This is a genomic window from Paenibacillus albicereus (assembly GCF_012676905.1).
In the GTDB taxonomy this organism is placed as follows: Bacteria; Bacillota; Bacilli; order Paenibacillales; family Paenibacillaceae; genus Paenibacillus_O; species Paenibacillus_O albicereus.
Map to the genome: position 1 here is coordinate 4,000,492 of NZ_CP051428.1, position 14,114 is coordinate 4,014,605.

At 59.5% G+C, this 14,114-nt stretch carries 16 protein-coding genes; 6 read left to right on the top strand and 10 right to left on the bottom strand.

Features of this window, described 5'->3' with window-relative positions; all coding sequences use genetic code 11:
* Positions 1–88: 88 nt before the first annotated feature.
* From HGI30_RS17975 to HGI30_RS17990, 4 genes are all read right to left on the bottom strand, one after another.
* Positions 89–2,041, bottom strand: coding sequence for an ABC transporter permease (locus HGI30_RS17975; RefSeq protein WP_168908817.1), 1,953 nt, complete (start codon positions 2,039–2,041; stop codon positions 89–91).
* Complete coding sequence (locus HGI30_RS17980; protein ID WP_168908818.1) at positions 2,016–2,792, bottom strand: ABC transporter ATP-binding protein; 777 nt, start codon at positions 2,790–2,792, stop codon at positions 2,016–2,018. The genes HGI30_RS17975 and HGI30_RS17980 overlap by 26 nt, the downstream gene beginning before the upstream one ends.
* Before the next feature lie 104 nt (positions 2,793–2,896).
* Positions 2,897–4,012, bottom strand: coding sequence for a sensor histidine kinase (locus tag HGI30_RS17985; protein ID WP_168908819.1), 1,116 nt, complete (start codon positions 4,010–4,012; stop codon positions 2,897–2,899).
* A gap of 67 nt (positions 4,013–4,079) precedes the next feature.
* Entirely contained in the window at positions 4,080–4,871 is a 792-nt protein-coding gene (locus HGI30_RS17990) for a response regulator transcription factor (protein WP_168908820.1), read from the bottom strand.
* A gap of 231 nt (positions 4,872–5,102) precedes the next feature.
* Between HGI30_RS17990 and HGI30_RS17995 the strand changes: the two genes are divergently transcribed.
* The 6 genes from HGI30_RS17995 to HGI30_RS18020 all read left to right on the top strand — a co-directional run bounded on the left by HGI30_RS17995 (position 5,103) and on the right by HGI30_RS18020 (position 8,196).
* On the top strand, positions 5,103–5,429 hold the full coding sequence (locus tag HGI30_RS17995; RefSeq protein WP_168908821.1) for a hypothetical protein: 327 nt from the start codon (positions 5,103–5,105) through the stop codon (positions 5,427–5,429).
* A 179-nt stretch (positions 5,430–5,608) separates the two neighbouring features.
* Positions 5,609–6,190 carry a TetR/AcrR family transcriptional regulator gene (locus HGI30_RS18000; protein WP_235680174.1) on the top strand — a complete coding sequence of 194 codons (582 nt, stop codon included), beginning with the start codon at positions 5,609–5,611 and terminating at the stop codon, positions 6,188–6,190.
* Between the two features lie 188 nt (positions 6,191–6,378).
* Positions 6,379–6,705 carry an SMR family transporter gene (locus HGI30_RS18005; RefSeq protein ID WP_168909953.1) on the top strand — a complete coding sequence of 109 codons (327 nt, stop codon included), beginning with the start codon at positions 6,379–6,381 and terminating at the stop codon, positions 6,703–6,705.
* Between the two features lie 31 nt (positions 6,706–6,736).
* The gene (locus HGI30_RS18010; RefSeq protein WP_168908823.1) at positions 6,737–7,051 is read left to right on the top strand and encodes a DMT family transporter; all 315 of its coding nucleotides are present in this window, start codon (positions 6,737–6,739) and stop codon (positions 7,049–7,051) included.
* Positions 7,052–7,187: 136 nt separating this feature from the next.
* Positions 7,188–7,862 (top strand): CPBP family intramembrane glutamic endopeptidase, encoded by a 675-nt coding sequence (locus HGI30_RS18015; protein WP_168908824.1) that lies wholly within the window; start codon positions 7,188–7,190, stop codon positions 7,860–7,862.
* A gap of 70 nt (positions 7,863–7,932) precedes the next feature.
* Positions 7,933–8,196 carry an excalibur calcium-binding domain-containing protein gene (locus HGI30_RS18020; protein WP_168908825.1) on the top strand — a complete coding sequence of 88 codons (264 nt, stop codon included), beginning with the start codon at positions 7,933–7,935 and terminating at the stop codon, positions 8,194–8,196.
* Between the two features lie 174 nt (positions 8,197–8,370).
* Here the strand turns inward: HGI30_RS18020 and HGI30_RS23670 are convergent, their stop codons facing one another.
* The 6 genes from HGI30_RS23670 to HGI30_RS18050 form a co-directional block, all read right to left on the bottom strand.
* On the bottom strand, positions 8,371–8,706 hold the full coding sequence (locus HGI30_RS23670) for an IS3 family transposase (protein WP_168908826.1): 336 nt from the start codon (positions 8,704–8,706) through the stop codon (positions 8,371–8,373).
* Between the two features lie 320 nt (positions 8,707–9,026).
* Positions 9,027–9,986, bottom strand: coding sequence for an ABC transporter permease (locus HGI30_RS18030; protein ID WP_168908827.1), 960 nt, complete (start codon positions 9,984–9,986; stop codon positions 9,027–9,029).
* Complete coding sequence (locus HGI30_RS18035) at positions 9,986–10,921, bottom strand: ABC transporter ATP-binding protein (RefSeq protein ID WP_168908828.1); 936 nt, start codon at positions 10,919–10,921, stop codon at positions 9,986–9,988. Before HGI30_RS18035 ends, HGI30_RS18030 begins: the two co-directional genes overlap by 1 nt.
* Positions 10,922–10,935: 14 nt before the next feature.
* On the bottom strand, positions 10,936–11,760 hold the full coding sequence (locus tag HGI30_RS18040) for an ABC transporter permease (protein ID WP_235680450.1): 825 nt from the start codon (positions 11,758–11,760) through the stop codon (positions 10,936–10,938).
* Between the two features lie 1,032 nt (positions 11,761–12,792).
* Positions 12,793–13,152, bottom strand: coding sequence for an iron-sulfur cluster insertion protein ErpA (erpA, locus tag HGI30_RS18045; RefSeq protein ID WP_168908830.1), 360 nt, complete (start codon positions 13,150–13,152; stop codon positions 12,793–12,795).
* A 171-nt stretch (positions 13,153–13,323) separates the two neighbouring features.
* On the bottom strand, positions 13,324–14,103 hold the full coding sequence (locus HGI30_RS18050; RefSeq protein ID WP_168908831.1) for a phytanoyl-CoA dioxygenase family protein: 780 nt from the start codon (positions 14,101–14,103) through the stop codon (positions 13,324–13,326).
* Positions 14,104–14,114: the final 11 nt, after the last annotated feature.

Genomic DNA, 14,114 nt, shown 5'->3' on the forward strand with positions numbered 1-14,114 from the left:
GACAAGAAGCTCCATTCGGAACCGGGTTCCGAATGGAGCTTTTTGGCCATCAAGCTTCGTCCTCGCATGCTGCCGGCGTGCCGGCGGCTCAGGAACGCGACTCGCGAACGATGCTGCGCGTGTACGTGATCCAGGAAATCAGGCAGTAGGCCGCCTGCATCAGGATGTAGACGCCCATGACGACCAGGCCGTACATCCATACCGGCTGCCGGAGCAGCATCCCGAGCGGCTGCATCGCGAACAGGCTGTGCACGATGCCGACGAGGCACGGCACGAGGTAGAGCAGGCCGACCTGAACGCCGACCGTGCGGCGCAGCTCGCCGGCGGTGAGGCCGATCCGGTTCAAGGCGCGGAACTGGCTGCGGTCCTCCTGCAGCTCGGTGAACAGCTTGAAGTAGAGCAGGCTTCCCGAAGCGATGAAGAACAGCGCGCTGATGAACAGGCCGATGAATACGGTGAGGCCGATCGCCTGCCTCATCTGGACGTACTCCGAGACGCGATAGGTTTGCGCCTGCTCCTTGCCGGCCGGCGTGAGCGCATCGGAGAAGCGCTTCACGTCATCCAGGCGCTGCTCCCAGTCCGCCAGCTCGAAGCCGCGGAACGTCAGCGCGGCGGATGCCGGCGCTGCGGCCATCCACTGCTCCAGCTGCCCGTCGGGCACGACGAGCAGCCAATTCGCCTGCGCGACCGGACTCATGACGGTGCCGTACGCGGTTTCCTCCAGCTTGAGCCGCAGCGGCGCGTCGCCGATCCGTCCCTGCAGCTCGCTTTCGCCGCGCTCCTCGGCCTCCATGTCCCGATAAGGCTGGACGAGGAAGCCCGTGCCGGCCGCGTCTTCCGCGAAGCTCCGCTCAGGCAGCCCCATCCGTTTCGCCTCGCGGTTGTAGTCCCGCAGCGAGACGATCATCGCCTCGCCCGGGCTTTCGGCGGTCCAGCGCGTCCCCTCGCCGTTGAGGCCGGCTGCGAGCAGCCCCTTCACCTCGACGCGCTCCTTCACGGCCCCGCCCTCCTGCTCCAGCAGCGCCTCGGCCTTGGCGGGGTCCATGACCGAGTGGCCCTCCCCCTGTTCCACATAGCCGACCGTATACGGCGTAAACTCCAGAATCTGGTCGCGCTGCACCTTTTGGAACACGTACACCGTGCTGGCCGCGCTCATGACGATCGCGCCCAGCACCGTCACGACGAACAGGATGCGGGCGTTGTCCTTGATGCGGAACGCCAGCTGCGAGATCGCCAGCAGGTTCGTTCCTTTATAGTAGAAGCTTTTGCGGCGCTGCAGCAGCCGGATGACCGCGACGCTCAGCTGCGTGTACAGGAAGTAGGTGCCGAGCACCGTCAAGCCGATGATCGGCAGCGCCAGCACGATGAACGTCTGGGCCGTAGCCAGCGCCGCCATGCCGTAGCCGGCGGCGAGCGAGACGGCGGCGACAGCCGACAGCAACGGCGAGAAGGCCGGCGGCCGCTTCGGGCGACGTCCCTCGCCCAGCAGGTCGATGATCTCCGTCCGTCCGACGCGCATCGCACTCAGCAGCGAGATGACGAAGAACACCAGCAGGAAGCCGCCGGCCGTCAGCAGCACCGCCTGGCCCGGCACGAGGAAGCGGATCGGCACGTCGGTGCCGATCAGCACGCCGAGCGCCAGGATGAACAGCTTGCTCAGCAGGATGCCGAGGCCGAGGCCGGCCGCGATCGACAACGCCGCGACGGCCAGGCTTTCGTAGACGACCATCTTGCGCAGCTGGCCGCGCGTCGTGCCGAACAGCGTCAGCAGGCCGAACTCCTTCTTGCGCGTCTTGACGAACGCCGAGCTGGAGTAGAGGACGAAGAAGAACGAGAAGATGATGATGAGGTAGAGGCAGATCTCCATCATTTTCTCCACCCGCTGCGCCTGCGCGATCTTGCCGTTCACGACATCTGGGTGCAGCAGGAACGAGGCATACAGATAAAAGATGAGGACCGAGAAGACGCTGCTCAGGAAAAACGCCGCATACGAGCGCCAGTTGCCGCGGATGTTGTTAAGCGCGAGCGAACGGAACGTCATCGAAATTCCCTCCCAGCACGCTCAGCGAATCCAGAATCTGCTGGAAAAACGCCTGGCGGTTGTCTCCCCGGCGGATCTCCGAGAAGAACCGCCCGTCCTTGATGAACAGGATTCGCTTGCAGTAGCTCGCGCTGAACGGATCATGCGTCACCATCAGCACCGTCGCGCCCAGCCGCTCGTTCAGATCCTTGAGCGACTCCATCACGTCCTTGGCCGCCTTGGAATCGAGGTTGCCCGTCAGCTCGTCGGCCAGCAGCAGCGACGGCTCGTGGATGATCGCCCGCGCGATCGCGGCGCGCTGCTTCTGCCCGCCGGACACCTCGTACGGTCGCTTCTCGAGGATCGCCGCGATGCCGAGCAGCGACGCCACCGGCTGCAGCGCCCGCTCGATCTGCGCCGGCGGCTTGCCCTCCAGCACGAGCGGCAACGCGATGTTCTCCTTGAGGTTCAGCGTGTCCAGCAGGTTGAAGTCCTGGAACACGAAGCCGAGCTCGCGCCGGCGGAACAGCGCCAGCTTGCGGTCGCTCAGGCCCGACGGATCGATGCCGCGCACGCTGATGCTGCCCGAGGTCGGCTTGTCGATCGTCGCCAGCAGGTTGAGCAGCGTCGTCTTGCCGCTGCCCGACGGCCCCATGACGCCGACGAACTCGCCCGGCTGCACGGCCAGGTCGATGCCGTCGAGCGCCTTGTAGCTGACCTCTCCTTTGGTGCTGTAGATTTTTCCGAGCGCCTTTACTTCCAATACGTTCATGAATCGATGCCTCCCGTTTTGCCTTGGATGGGTTCAGTATACCCTCCGGCGAGTGGTCCTCCCATCGATCGGGCTTACAGGCAAGGTGACAACATTGAAAGCTTTCAGCCGAGCCGATGGATCGCCCCGCTCTCGAAGCCGATACGCACGACCGTGCCCTCTCCTGCCTCGGAGCTCAGCTCCAGGGTCAGCCCAAGCTTGCCCGCCACCTGACGGCACAGGTACAGGCCCATGCCGGTCGATTCCTCGGAGCGCCTTCCGTTTTCCCCGGTGAAAAACGGATCGAACACGCGCGGCACATCCTGCGCGGGAATGCCGATGCCCTCGTCGGCCACCTCGATCCAGGCCGATCCGTCCGCAACGGAGCCGATCCGGATGTCGAGCCGCTTGGCGCCGGGCTTGAGCTTGGAGTATTTGACGGCGTTGCCGATGAGCTGGACGAGCAGGAACAGCACCCACTTGCCGTCGGTCTCGACCCAAGCCTCGCCTTCGATCCGGGGATAAACGCCCGCCGCGATCAGCAGCCGCTTGTGCTGGTTCACGGCCTCGCGCGCGGCGTCATGCAGCGCGATGCGGCGCGGATGCAGGTCCAGCCCGAACTCCTCCAGCCTCGCCGTATGCAGCATCTGCTCGAGGCCGCGCGTCAGCCGGTCCGTCTCCTCGCGCAGGCTGTCCGTCAGCTCGCGCAGCTCCTCGCGGCCGAGCCCCGCCTTGGCCGCATGGCTTTGGGCGATCAGGTCGATCACCGACACCGGCGTCTTCATGTGATGCACCCATTGGTACACAAAATGCCGATGCAGCTCCCGCTCGCGGTCATGCGCCTGAAGCCGGTCCTGCGCCATGCGGCTCAGTCCTTCCAGCATGCGTGCCGTCCGGCGCTGCTCCGGCGTCGCGGCTCCCTGCAGCGGCCGCCAGCCGGGGACATCGACGAGGCGGAGCAGGCCGTCGAGATAGCTGCGCTGGCGAAGGAAGCCGATGCCGAAGGCCGCCGCCGCCACGGCCGCGGACAGCAGCCAGAAATAGAGCAGGTTGCTCCAATCCATCCTCTGTCCGGTGCCGGTGCGCTCGAGGTACCAGACGATCGAGCCGGCGCCGAGCGACAGCGCCAGCACGGCCGCCGCAGCAAGCCGCCCGCGCGCGTACAGTCGCAGCGCCCGCAATGTGCGGGGCAGGCGGCCGCCCGAGCCGCCTCCGCCCGCCGCGGCCGTCGAGCGGCTCATCGGGACCTCTTCGCGGCCGGACAGGGCTTGTCCGGACCGCCGCTTGCCGTGTCCACGACTATCGGCATCATAAGCCCCCTCCATCCGGACCGGCAGCCAGGTCGGCGTCGTTCAGCCGGTAGCCCTGCCCGCGATGCGTCTCCAGCACGCCGCCGAGGCCGAGCTCCTCCAGCTTGCGGCGCAGACGCGTCACGTTGACGGTAAGCGTATTGTCGTCGACGAACGCCGTGTCGTCCCACAAGCTCTCCAGCAGTCGGTCGCGCGAGACGATCGCGCCGTCCGCCTCGAGCAGCGCCTCGGCGAGCAGCCGCTCGTTGCGGCTCAGCTGCGCCGACTGCTCGCGCCAGAGGAGCAGGCTGCGGCTGATGTCCAGCCGCAGCGCGCCGCAGCGCAGCTCGAAGCTGCCGGCCGGCGCGCCGTGTCCCGGCTTGTCGGAGGCTTGAGGATCATGAGCACGCTCCGCCCCTTCCCCGGAACGTGGCGCCGCGGCGTATTCGCCGTAGCTGCGCCGCAGCGCGCTCTTGATTTTGGCCAGCAGCAGATCGAGATGGATCGGCTTGGTCACGTAGTCGTCTCCGCCGTTCTCGATCGCCATCACCTGATCCATCTCTCCCGATCGGGCCGAGATGAAGAGGACCGGGGCGTTGGAGCGCTGGCGGAACTGCCGGCACCAATAAAAGCCGTCGAAGTACGGCAGATTGATGTCCATCAGCACGAGATGGGGCTGCTGCTCCTCGAAGTCGAGCGTCAGTTCTTTCATCCGCTGGGCCCGCTGCGGCTCGAAGCCGTAGCGCTCCAGGGCTTCTCCGAGCAGACGGGCGATCTTGTCGTCGTCCTCGACGATCGTAATGCGATACATGAGGTCGATCCTCTCCTTGATGGTTCCATTTCCTTGCCTGACGTTAAGTTTATCATATCCCGAACTCCGTCCCGACTGGACCGTAGACGGGGCCGTTTTTCGGCGCCGGCTGGACCTGGGTAGAGATTTCCATCCCGAAAGCTTCACTCCCGAAACTTCTCCGTCGATGTATCGTATGTTGGCTCAAACGGCCGGTTGCCGGCAACGTTCACTTACCAGGAGGTTTTGTCCATGTCTTTGCCCAAAGTACTGCGGCTCATCAGCGGCATCTGCGAGGGGCTGCTCGCCATCCCGATTCTCGGCGGCCTGTTCGTCATCTCCAGCGGCTATGCCGCCCTCGGCTTCATGTTCGTGTTCCACCTGATCGTGCTGTTCGTCTCGCTCTCGCACCGCGAGCCCGTGTACGGCAGCGCCGCCGGCCTTGCCGCTTCGCTGCTTGGCTGGATTCCTTTCCTCGGCTTCTTCCTGCATCTCATCTCCGCGCTGCTCCTCGTCGTCTCGGCGTTCCAGGGAGGGCCTCGCCGCCCCGAGCGTTACGGTCCGCCTCCACGGTATTGAGCTTCTCCCGTCTTGATCGATTCCGCGCCCCGGACGCCAGCGTCCGGGGCCTTTTTCCGTTTCGGCCTCGCCGCGGCGACCCGGTCGCGGCGGCCCGGTTGCCTGACCGCTGACGCGTATGGTACAATAATCATCAATAATGACTGACGTTCATTCATTTGATGCGAGGAGGAACGCCTGTGGACAAGCGGGAACGGATCATCGAGGCCGCGCTTGAGGTCTTTCAAGAGCTCGGCATCGAGAAGGCGAAGATTTCCGACATCGTCAAGCGGGCCGGCATCGCGCAGGGCACGTTCTATCTGTACTTCCCCTCCAAGCTGGCGCTCATGCCGGCGATCGCGGAGATCATGGTGGGGCGGATTCTGGAGCGGCTGCAGGAGATCCGTCCGGACGGCTCCGCGCGCGGCCAGCTGAACGGCATGGTCGAGGCGATCTTCGCCGTGACCGAGACCCATCGCGACCTGACGGCGCTCATCTACTCCGGCATCACCCAGACCGAGCATGTGCGCGAGTGGGAATCGATCTACGATCCGATCTACGGCTGGATCCGCGAGCGTCTGGAGCTGTTCCGCGAGCGGGGCGAGATTCGTCCGTCCGCGCGGCCGGACTTCTCGGCGCGGCTCGTGCTCGGACTGATCGAGACGGCCGCCGAGCAGAACTTCCTCTACGCTTCCGCCGAGGGCGAAGCGATTGCCGAGCACAAGGCGGAGCTGAAGCAGTTCCTCGCCGCAGCGCTCGGATCGGAGCCGCTCGATTGTTAAGGGCGGTTCTTTCGCCACATAATGACTGACAGTCATTCATTTATTATCGTTGCCGTGCCTCATGGTCCAAAATGCGATGGCCGGGTTGGACTCAAACCGCCCCGTCCAGGCTAAAACTACATTCATGCTGGTTTCAGAAAGGAGCTCTTCCCATGTCTTCTCAAGCCATCGCCGGGGCCAAGCCCCGGATGAACAAGGGCTGGCTGTTCGTCGCGCTCACCTGCGTCATGGAGCTGGTGTGGGTATACGGGTTCCATACGGCCACCGCGCCGCTCCACTTCGTTCTGGTCGTCGCCGTCATCGCCGTCGACTTCTATTTCCTGTTCCGCGCCTGCGAGCTGCTGCCGACCGGCACCGTCTACGCCATCTTCGCCGCCGCCGGCACCGCCGGGACGGCGCTCATGGACCTCCTGCTGTTCGGCGGCTCGCTCAGCCTCGCCAAGCTCGGCTTCATGGCGCTGCTGCTGGCCGGAGTCGTCCTGCTCAAGCTTGCCGACGGCAAGGACGGGCATTAAGTCTGCACGGCTATAGAGAGGAGGAATCATCATGGGTTGGCTGTGCGTCTTGACCGCGGCGTTCTGCGAGGTAGCGGGCGTCGTCGGCTTGAATCGCTTCACCGAGCGCAAGACGCTGCGGAACGCGCTCTGGTTCATCGGCGGCTTCGCCGCCTCGTTCGGCTTGCTGTACGCTTCGTTCCAGTACTTGCAGCTCAGCGTCGCCTACACGGTATGGATCGGGCTCGGCACCTCGCTGGCCGTCATCGTCAACATGCTGTTATTCGGCGAATCCCGCAGCCCGCTGCGGCTGTTCAGCCTGGCACTCATCATCGTCGGTGTGACGGGGCTGAAGGCCGTGTCGTAATTAAACTTGATATTATATCCAATTTTGGATATTGAACATTACCTCCCTTTGCTTTACACTCAACTCATTGTGCAGTGACGTTGACCAGGGAGGTTTTTTTGTTGAAGATAAGAATGATGTCGCGAGGCCCGAAAAAATGCTTCCTCTAGCAGCTGAACGCTTACAAACGATTCCCTCATTGAGCCGCAGCGAGTTATTGCGCTTCCTCGGCATCTGGCTGGGGATGCAGGTGCTGCTGGTGGGCACAGCCTTGATCTTGCGGGGAGAAGGACCTTCCTCTCTTTTTTGGAGTTCAGCCGCCATGCTGCTCTCCTATGTCGTTGCCTTCGCCTGCTCCCGAACCGCTCTGGCGGCCGCTCTTGACCGACTGAACGTGCCGGCGCTGCGGCGTCCTGCCTCGTGGGGGCTGTTTGCCGCCGCGTTCCTCATCCTACTCTCAGCAGCTCTAGTGTTCAGCGGTCTGAGCTGGGACGATCCAGCTGCCAACCAGGAGCTTTACGCCAACCGGTTGGACATCCGTACGGGCTGGCTGTATGCGGCAAGCCTGCTCCTGCTCACGGTCCTGCTGCCGATCGGCGAGGAGCTCGTCTTTCGCGGCCTGCTCCTCCGATTTTTCGAGTCACGATGGGGCTGGCTGCGCGGCGCGCTTTTGACTTCAGTTCTATTCGGATTCCTTCATACCGACCTGTTCTTCACGATGGCCCTTTTCGGATTCGTGTTCAGCCTGCTTCAACGATACGCCGGCTCCATCCTGTTTGCGATCCTGCTTCACATCTCGTGGAATACGTTCAGCCTGCTGCTGCTGGCTTGACCCATTGACGAGCCTGGATATGGCGTATACGATGAGGATAAATATCCCATTCCAGGAAAGGCTGGCTATCATGAAACGAACGAGCATCCTGCTGCTTGCCGCCGTCATCGGCGCGGCATCCGCGCTGCCTGCCGGCGCGACTGCCGCCGAGAAGGCGCAGACGTACAAAAACTGCACGGCTCTCAACAAGGATTATCCGGGAGGGGTCGCCATTTCGTCCTCCACCAAGAACAAGGGCGGAAAGACCAAGCATAAGCCTCACGCGTCCAAAGCCCTCTACGAAGCCAACAAAAAAAGCGATCGCGACAAGGACGGCATCGCTTGCGAGAAATGATTCGTCGCTTCTCCCTCTCTGGTCTTACCCCTGTCAAGTAGACAATAAAAAGAGTTTATTCATGCGGCGATCGCGTTTCGGTATTCTACCGGAGAGCGGTCGCCGAGTTTTTTCTGGAAGCGCTAATATCGGTAACAAGCTTTGTAAAAGGGGCATCGGCATGAAAGTCCCGCTTCAAGGCGTGGCCAAAGGGAACCGACGGTTTGCGCCCTGCATTCGGGCGCTTCTTTCGGATGACGGTCGAATCCCCAGCTCCCGCATAAGCCTCCGCACCTTCTTGTGGTTCACGCCCAGTCCCTCCTTCTTGAGGGCAGTGGTCATGCGAATATAGCCGTAGAAGGGGCGAAGACGATGAATCGCCAGCAAATGCTCCTTGATATCTGCATCGCAATTCTTTCGCTGTTTACCGGCACTTAAAGAGACCTTCCACTTGTAAAATCCGGCACGCCATTGTGAACGATACTTGACGTCTGGATCCGCCGAAGGCTGCGCCTGTGCTTCTGGAAACAATGGAAACGGGTGCGCACCCGAATCCGCGAATTCCGTGCGCTCGACATGCCGGAATGGGCCCGCTTCGTCATGACCAACACCAGACGAGGTCCGCGGGAGATATCCCGAAACACAAACAACGCCCTTACGACTTCCTACTGGGAAGCGAAAGGGCTGAGGAGCTTGCTTGCTCGCTATGTGGAGCTTGGTTAACCTTTTGGAAACGCCGGATGTGGACCCGCATGTACGGTGGTGTGAGAGGACGGGGGCTAGCCGCCCCCTCCTACTCGACTGCTTGCGGGCGAGGGCGTTCTGTTCAAATGATTAACTGATTTGATCAGCTAGGCATGTACATCTTGTTTTCGGAAAAGGACAAGGAGCAGAGTAAGGCAGACGGCATAGGTTGCCGTTAGGATCAAGAGGGATTCGAAGAAAGAACCGGAAGCATGCTTCCAGTCGGCAGTCAGATGGTCCAGGAAGGCGAAGTGGCGGGTCGGAAACATGCTCAAGAGAGGAATGCGATTGGAATAACCACTGAGCATGAACTCCGCTACAAACAGCACGGCAACAGAGATCACCACTGACATCGACACCGAATGCCGAAGAAGGTAAGAGACAAGGAGTATGATGCTCGCACATGCTGCTGTCACAATCATCTGGCCTGCCAGTGCGATCAGGATGAAGAGGTGGATCGGGATGACAGCAGACTGGTTGGCTCCATACACTATGACCTGAGAAGACGCCCCTTCATTCCATCCTCCATCAGCCAGACCGATACCGAAAACGACAGCAATATAGATAAAAAGAAAGAATTGAGCCATCAGCCACAGAGCCGTCCATTTGCCTATAGCGAGCTTTGTTCGACCGATAGGGCTTAAAAGAGGGCTCTTGATGGTCTTGGAGGCAAACTCCTTTGAAAAGAGATCCGAACCGAGGAACAACATCAGTAAAGGAAGCGCATATCGTAAAAATCCCCCATGCAGTTCCATGGATACCCAGTGTATCGCGCCACCTGCCTCGGGATTTGTCTGTGCCTGCAATTGAAGCTCCATGAAATGGGCTTTCCGCTCGAGCAGGACTCGCTCCTCTCCCTTTGCCTCAAGGCTTGCCATTTTGATCCTCTCCAACGTTTCCAGATGAGGTACGGTCCAGTCGGAAGGGGTTGGGGTGTTCTCCGGTCTTGCAGTCTCCTGGAGAATGACGAGTCCGATAAGCATAGCCGTGAATAGGCAGACAAGAACCATGAGGCGCCCTTTCAGCTTGACGAACTCATTGAAAACAGCTCCGCGAAACATAGCCATTAGCAGGTTCCTTTCCCTGTCGTCGAGGAAAGGAAGAACTGCTCCAGCGTCTGCTCTGCCGTCTCGACCCGATAGATCGGCACTCCTTGGACGTACAGGTTGTTCACGGTGCCAGGCAAGTCTTCCTCCATGAGGCGGATCAGGATGCGATCCCCTGCCAATTCCGGCTGAAGTCCCATCTCGCGAAGCAGCCCAAGGGCAGAAGTCCGTTGCTCGGGCTTGCAGAACAAGGAGACGCCGACCTCCTCCTCTTCATGCCGCAAAAGATTTTTGGAGGCTTGAATTCGCCCGTTTTCAATAATGAGGACTCGGGTACACAGCTGTTCGATCTCGCTCAGGAGATGGGAGGAGATGAAGACGGCGACACCGGTCTGCCGGCACAACTCCCGGATGACTTCTCTCATCTCAATGATTCCTGCAGGATCCAGTCCATTTGTCGGTTCGTCCAACACCAGAAGGCTGGGGGAAGCCAGCAGCGCTTGGGCGATCGCCAGGCGTTGCTTCATGCCAAGCGAATATCGCTTTACCTTTTCTCCGATACGAGTCTGCAGATGGACGAGTGCTATGCAGGCCTCCATCCGTTCCTTGGATATGGGCTTACCCGCAATGCGTGCCGCCTGCATGAGATTCTCCCATCCGCTCAGATGCTCATACAGCGCCGGTTGCTCGACGATGGCGCCGATATGGCTCATGGCCTGCGAGAACTGGGTGCGGATATCCGATCCACGAATCAGGATCTGACCGGAATTCGGTCGAATCAAGCCTGTAATCATTCGGATCGTTGTCGTTTTACCGGTGCCGTTCGGACCGAGGAAGCCCACCACCTCGCCTTCTTGTATGGTGAAAGAGATGTCTTCAATGACTTGTCGACCTCCAAGCTTTTTACGCACACGATCCACTTGAAGTACAGGCGCGCCTTGTTTCGGAATGCTCATCCAAGGATTCTCTCCTAACGGTTGATGTCTTGGTAGCGGAAGATGGTATTGACTGCTGCATACATGCATGACCCCGTCAAGGCAAGGATGCCGATAGACCTCCATAAGTCTGATGGCGCGTACGCAGAAGAGCTCGCCATTCCAGGCAGGTCCAGATGATTCAGGAACAAGTATTCCAGGGGGGGGAGGGAGGTCTGCAGCAGCAAGAGTGTCTTTCCGAATAAAAAGGCCACCATCATGGTCGCCATGGCGATTGCATTGGAGCGGATGAAGAAGGACATGAACAGAATGAATGAAGCGGTGAACATAATGACGATGATATGCAGCAGGAACTTGAACAGCAAGAAAAGCCACAGCGGCACAGTCCCCACCGCGAGCGGGACGGGGAGGTCCCAGTCGTGCAACCCATGGGATGACTGCAGCAGGAAGCCGCTTCCATACGCGATCGCGAGCAGCCCGACCGACAATAGGATCAGTGTCAGCCACTTTGCCAGCATATAGATCGGTCGTCCCACCGGGCGGAGAAGCGTCGCCTTTATCGTCCGATTGTTGAATTCCGACGACCATGAATCTCCTCCGATGATGACCATGAGCAGGGGAAAGATGACGACAACGAAGACTCCCTGCATGCTCGCTGCGAGTCTTCCGAATGCCCCTTGTGCATCGGCAGCAGTCGAATTCGTTTGGGAAGGCTCGGATAGTTCGGGCAAAAAAGGGATGATGTCCTGAAGGGCCTTGGCGGCGAGTAGAAGCAGGACGAGCGAACAGAGGCAGGAGGCGATGCTGATCCACCTCGTTCTGACTTTCATCCATTCGTTGACCATGGCCCCTAGCAGCATAGACAAGCGTTGAACCTCCTTCATAAACGAGTGTGTCGGAGTTAGAGCTAATTTCTTTTTTTTATTTGGTAGCGAATGATTAGCAAGAAAGCAAGTAAGGCAACGCAGCTATACCTAATATAGCTATTATCGTCTAAGTATAATTTGGCAAAAAAATATCCAACTACAGTCGCTATTATGGCGGAATTAACTAACATGAATTTATTGATGTTACTCACCTCCTCTCAACAGCGACGTTGGCGATGCTAGTTGGATAGTGACGAAGGGTATGCGTCTTGACATCAGTTATGCGCTTATAGCAAAAATGAAGGTTTTGGACTTGAAATCTCTTCTAGTGGCGTTGTAGTCAGGGGTAATTGTTCTATACGCAGCAGTTAATCATTCCAAAAGCATTGGTCCCTTGCTTATCAGTACCTGCAAATTCTCTTCTTTAAGAAATAGGCGCTTTAAGTTCATTATGCCGTGCAATTGTTGCCAAGCATGCAGCTCCACCGTCTTTAATATCCTGTTGATGAATAGCTATATATCGTTGTATGAACACCGCCCTTCTCCTTGTCCCTAGCAAACAACCTTAATAGTACACAATAATACAAATTTATACAATATAAATTTCTTGATATTGTATTAATTTTAATTATTAGTTTATAGTTAGAGTTAGGTTGACCAGTTCATATATAAGGAGAAGATTCTATGACGGATACATTTTTAAATCTTTCCAGTGACGAATTGATGGGGTTCTCTTACTATGCATTTACTGGCGGTTTCAGAGCTTCGGAAGCAGCAGCCGGTAGCGCAATCGGAGGTCCAGTCGGAGGCGTGGTTGGAGCAAGAGCAGGTGTTGTTCTTGGAGGAATAGCAGGAGCCCCTACTCCATAGGTATTAGTTTGTTATTAGCACATCATTGTCATGCGACCGGACTCGAGGGGCTCGAGTCCGTCACCTAAGGTAAGGCGCTGGCCAAGCAATGAGGGAATCGAACAAAAAAAGAGCCTGAGGGAGTAGTCCCCTCAGGCTCTTGCTATCGTCATGCGCTCAGCACTCGTCCGGCTTCGGCTTGCCGGCGTCGCTCGCCGTGCGGAAGCTCGATCCGCAGCCGCAGGTGACGGTGGCGTTCGGGTTGTGGATCGTGAATCCGCCGCCCATGGCGCCTTCCTTCCAGTCGATCTCCAGGCCGCGCAGATACTTGGCGCTGTCGCTGTCGACGATGACCTTGACGCCGTTCACGTCGAGCTGCTGGTCGTCTTCCTTCTGCTCGTCGTCGAAGCCCATGCCGTAGGAGAAGCCGCTGCAGCCGCCTTCCTTGACGCCGACGCGCAGGAACAGCTCCTGTCCTTCCTCGGCCGCGAGCATTTCCTTTATCTTATCCGAGGCTGTTTCGCTGATCTCGATCATCCTCATCATCCTCCTGTTCGAAGCGTTGCGTAGTCTTGCCCTTCGTCTCTCAAGTATACTCCTCTTGCCCTGGAGGCTCAAGGGAGAAGCGCACAGCGCTCCGAACGCCAGCCTTGCTTGTAGCTCTGGCTAAGGGTGGAAGCCTCCGCCAGACCTCGCTTCCGACCGAGCTTAGATTCCCGTCACCCGGAACTCCGGCTTGACCTTGTCGAACCTCGGGTTCCCGCCGCATACCATCAGGCCCGCGCCCCAATCGAGATGCACGTTCTCTGTCGGCTCGTCGGCCGGGTCCTTGTACTGGAACAGGACATTGCGGCGCGTGCGCTCGCTGCGGTTGGCATCCGAGCCGTGGATCGTCAGGTAGTTGAAGAACAGCACGTCTCCCGCGTCCGCCGGACAAGGGGTCCCGTCCGAAATCGGATACTGCTTGTGGTTCAGATAGTAGGAGCCGACATGCGGCAGGCTTCCTTGCGCCTGCGAGCCCGGCACGACCCTGAGGCAGCCGTTCTCCTCGTCCGCGCGGTCCAGATGCACGCTCGCCGCCAGCATCGTATGCCGGGCATGCGGGAAATACGGGTAGTCCTGGTGCATCGGGAACGCCGCTCCGTTCTCCGGAGGCTTCACGAGCATTTTCGAATGGTGCAGATGCACGTTCGGCCCGATCAGGCGCGAGAGAATCGCAGCCATGCTCGATTGCACGGCCGCCCGCATGAAGCAGGCTTCATGATAATGCACGTCGTGGAAGCCCTTGAGCACGAGCTTCTTCAGCTCCGCCGGCGGCATGAACTCGCCCTGCCAGGCGGCATTCTCGTCCCGCTTCGCCTCGGCCGCCCGGCGGATGATCCGCTCCACGCCTCCCCGCATCTCCTCCACCTCTTCGCCCGAAAAGACTCCCTTGACGAGCACATACCCGTTCCTTTTGTAAAAATCGACCTCTTGCTGGCGATTCATGCCGATTCCTC

Excerpts from the sequence above, each read along its gene's own strand:
- HGI30_RS17975 (WP_168908817.1), bottom strand. The coding sequence starts at position 2,041 with ATGACGTTCCGTTCGCTCGCGCTTAACAACATCCGCGGCAACTGGCGC.
- HGI30_RS17980 (WP_168908818.1), bottom strand. The coding sequence starts at position 2,792 with ATGAACGTATTGGAAGTAAAGGCGCTCGGAAAAATCTACAGCACCAAA.
- HGI30_RS17985 (WP_168908819.1), bottom strand. The coding sequence starts at position 4,012 with ATGAGCCGCTCGACGGCCGCGGCGGGCGGAGGCGGCTCGGGCGGCCGC.
- HGI30_RS17990 (WP_168908820.1), bottom strand. The coding sequence starts at position 4,871 with ATGTATCGCATTACGATCGTCGAGGACGACGACAAGATCGCCCGTCTG.
- HGI30_RS17995 (WP_168908821.1), top strand. The coding sequence starts at position 5,103 with ATGTCTTTGCCCAAAGTACTGCGGCTCATCAGCGGCATCTGCGAGGGG.
- HGI30_RS18005 (WP_168909953.1), top strand. The coding sequence starts at position 6,379 with ATGAACAAGGGCTGGCTGTTCGTCGCGCTCACCTGCGTCATGGAGCTG.
- HGI30_RS18010 (WP_168908823.1), top strand. The coding sequence starts at position 6,737 with ATGGGTTGGCTGTGCGTCTTGACCGCGGCGTTCTGCGAGGTAGCGGGC.
- HGI30_RS18015 (WP_168908824.1), top strand. The coding sequence starts at position 7,188 with ATGCTTCCTCTAGCAGCTGAACGCTTACAAACGATTCCCTCATTGAGC.
- HGI30_RS18020 (WP_168908825.1), top strand. The coding sequence starts at position 7,933 with ATGAAACGAACGAGCATCCTGCTGCTTGCCGCCGTCATCGGCGCGGCA.
- HGI30_RS18030 (WP_168908827.1), bottom strand. The coding sequence starts at position 9,986 with ATGGCTATGTTTCGCGGAGCTGTTTTCAATGAGTTCGTCAAGCTGAAA.
- HGI30_RS18035 (WP_168908828.1), bottom strand. The coding sequence starts at position 10,921 with ATGAGCATTCCGAAACAAGGCGCGCCTGTACTTCAAGTGGATCGTGTG.
- HGI30_RS18040 (WP_235680450.1), bottom strand. The coding sequence starts at position 11,760 with ATGCTGCTAGGGGCCATGGTCAACGAATGGATGAAAGTCAGAACGAGG.
- erpA (WP_168908830.1), bottom strand. The coding sequence starts at position 13,152 with ATGATCGAGATCAGCGAAACAGCCTCGGATAAGATAAAGGAAATGCTC.
- HGI30_RS18050 (WP_168908831.1), bottom strand. The coding sequence starts at position 14,103 with ATGAATCGCCAGCAAGAGGTCGATTTTTACAAAAGGAACGGGTATGTG.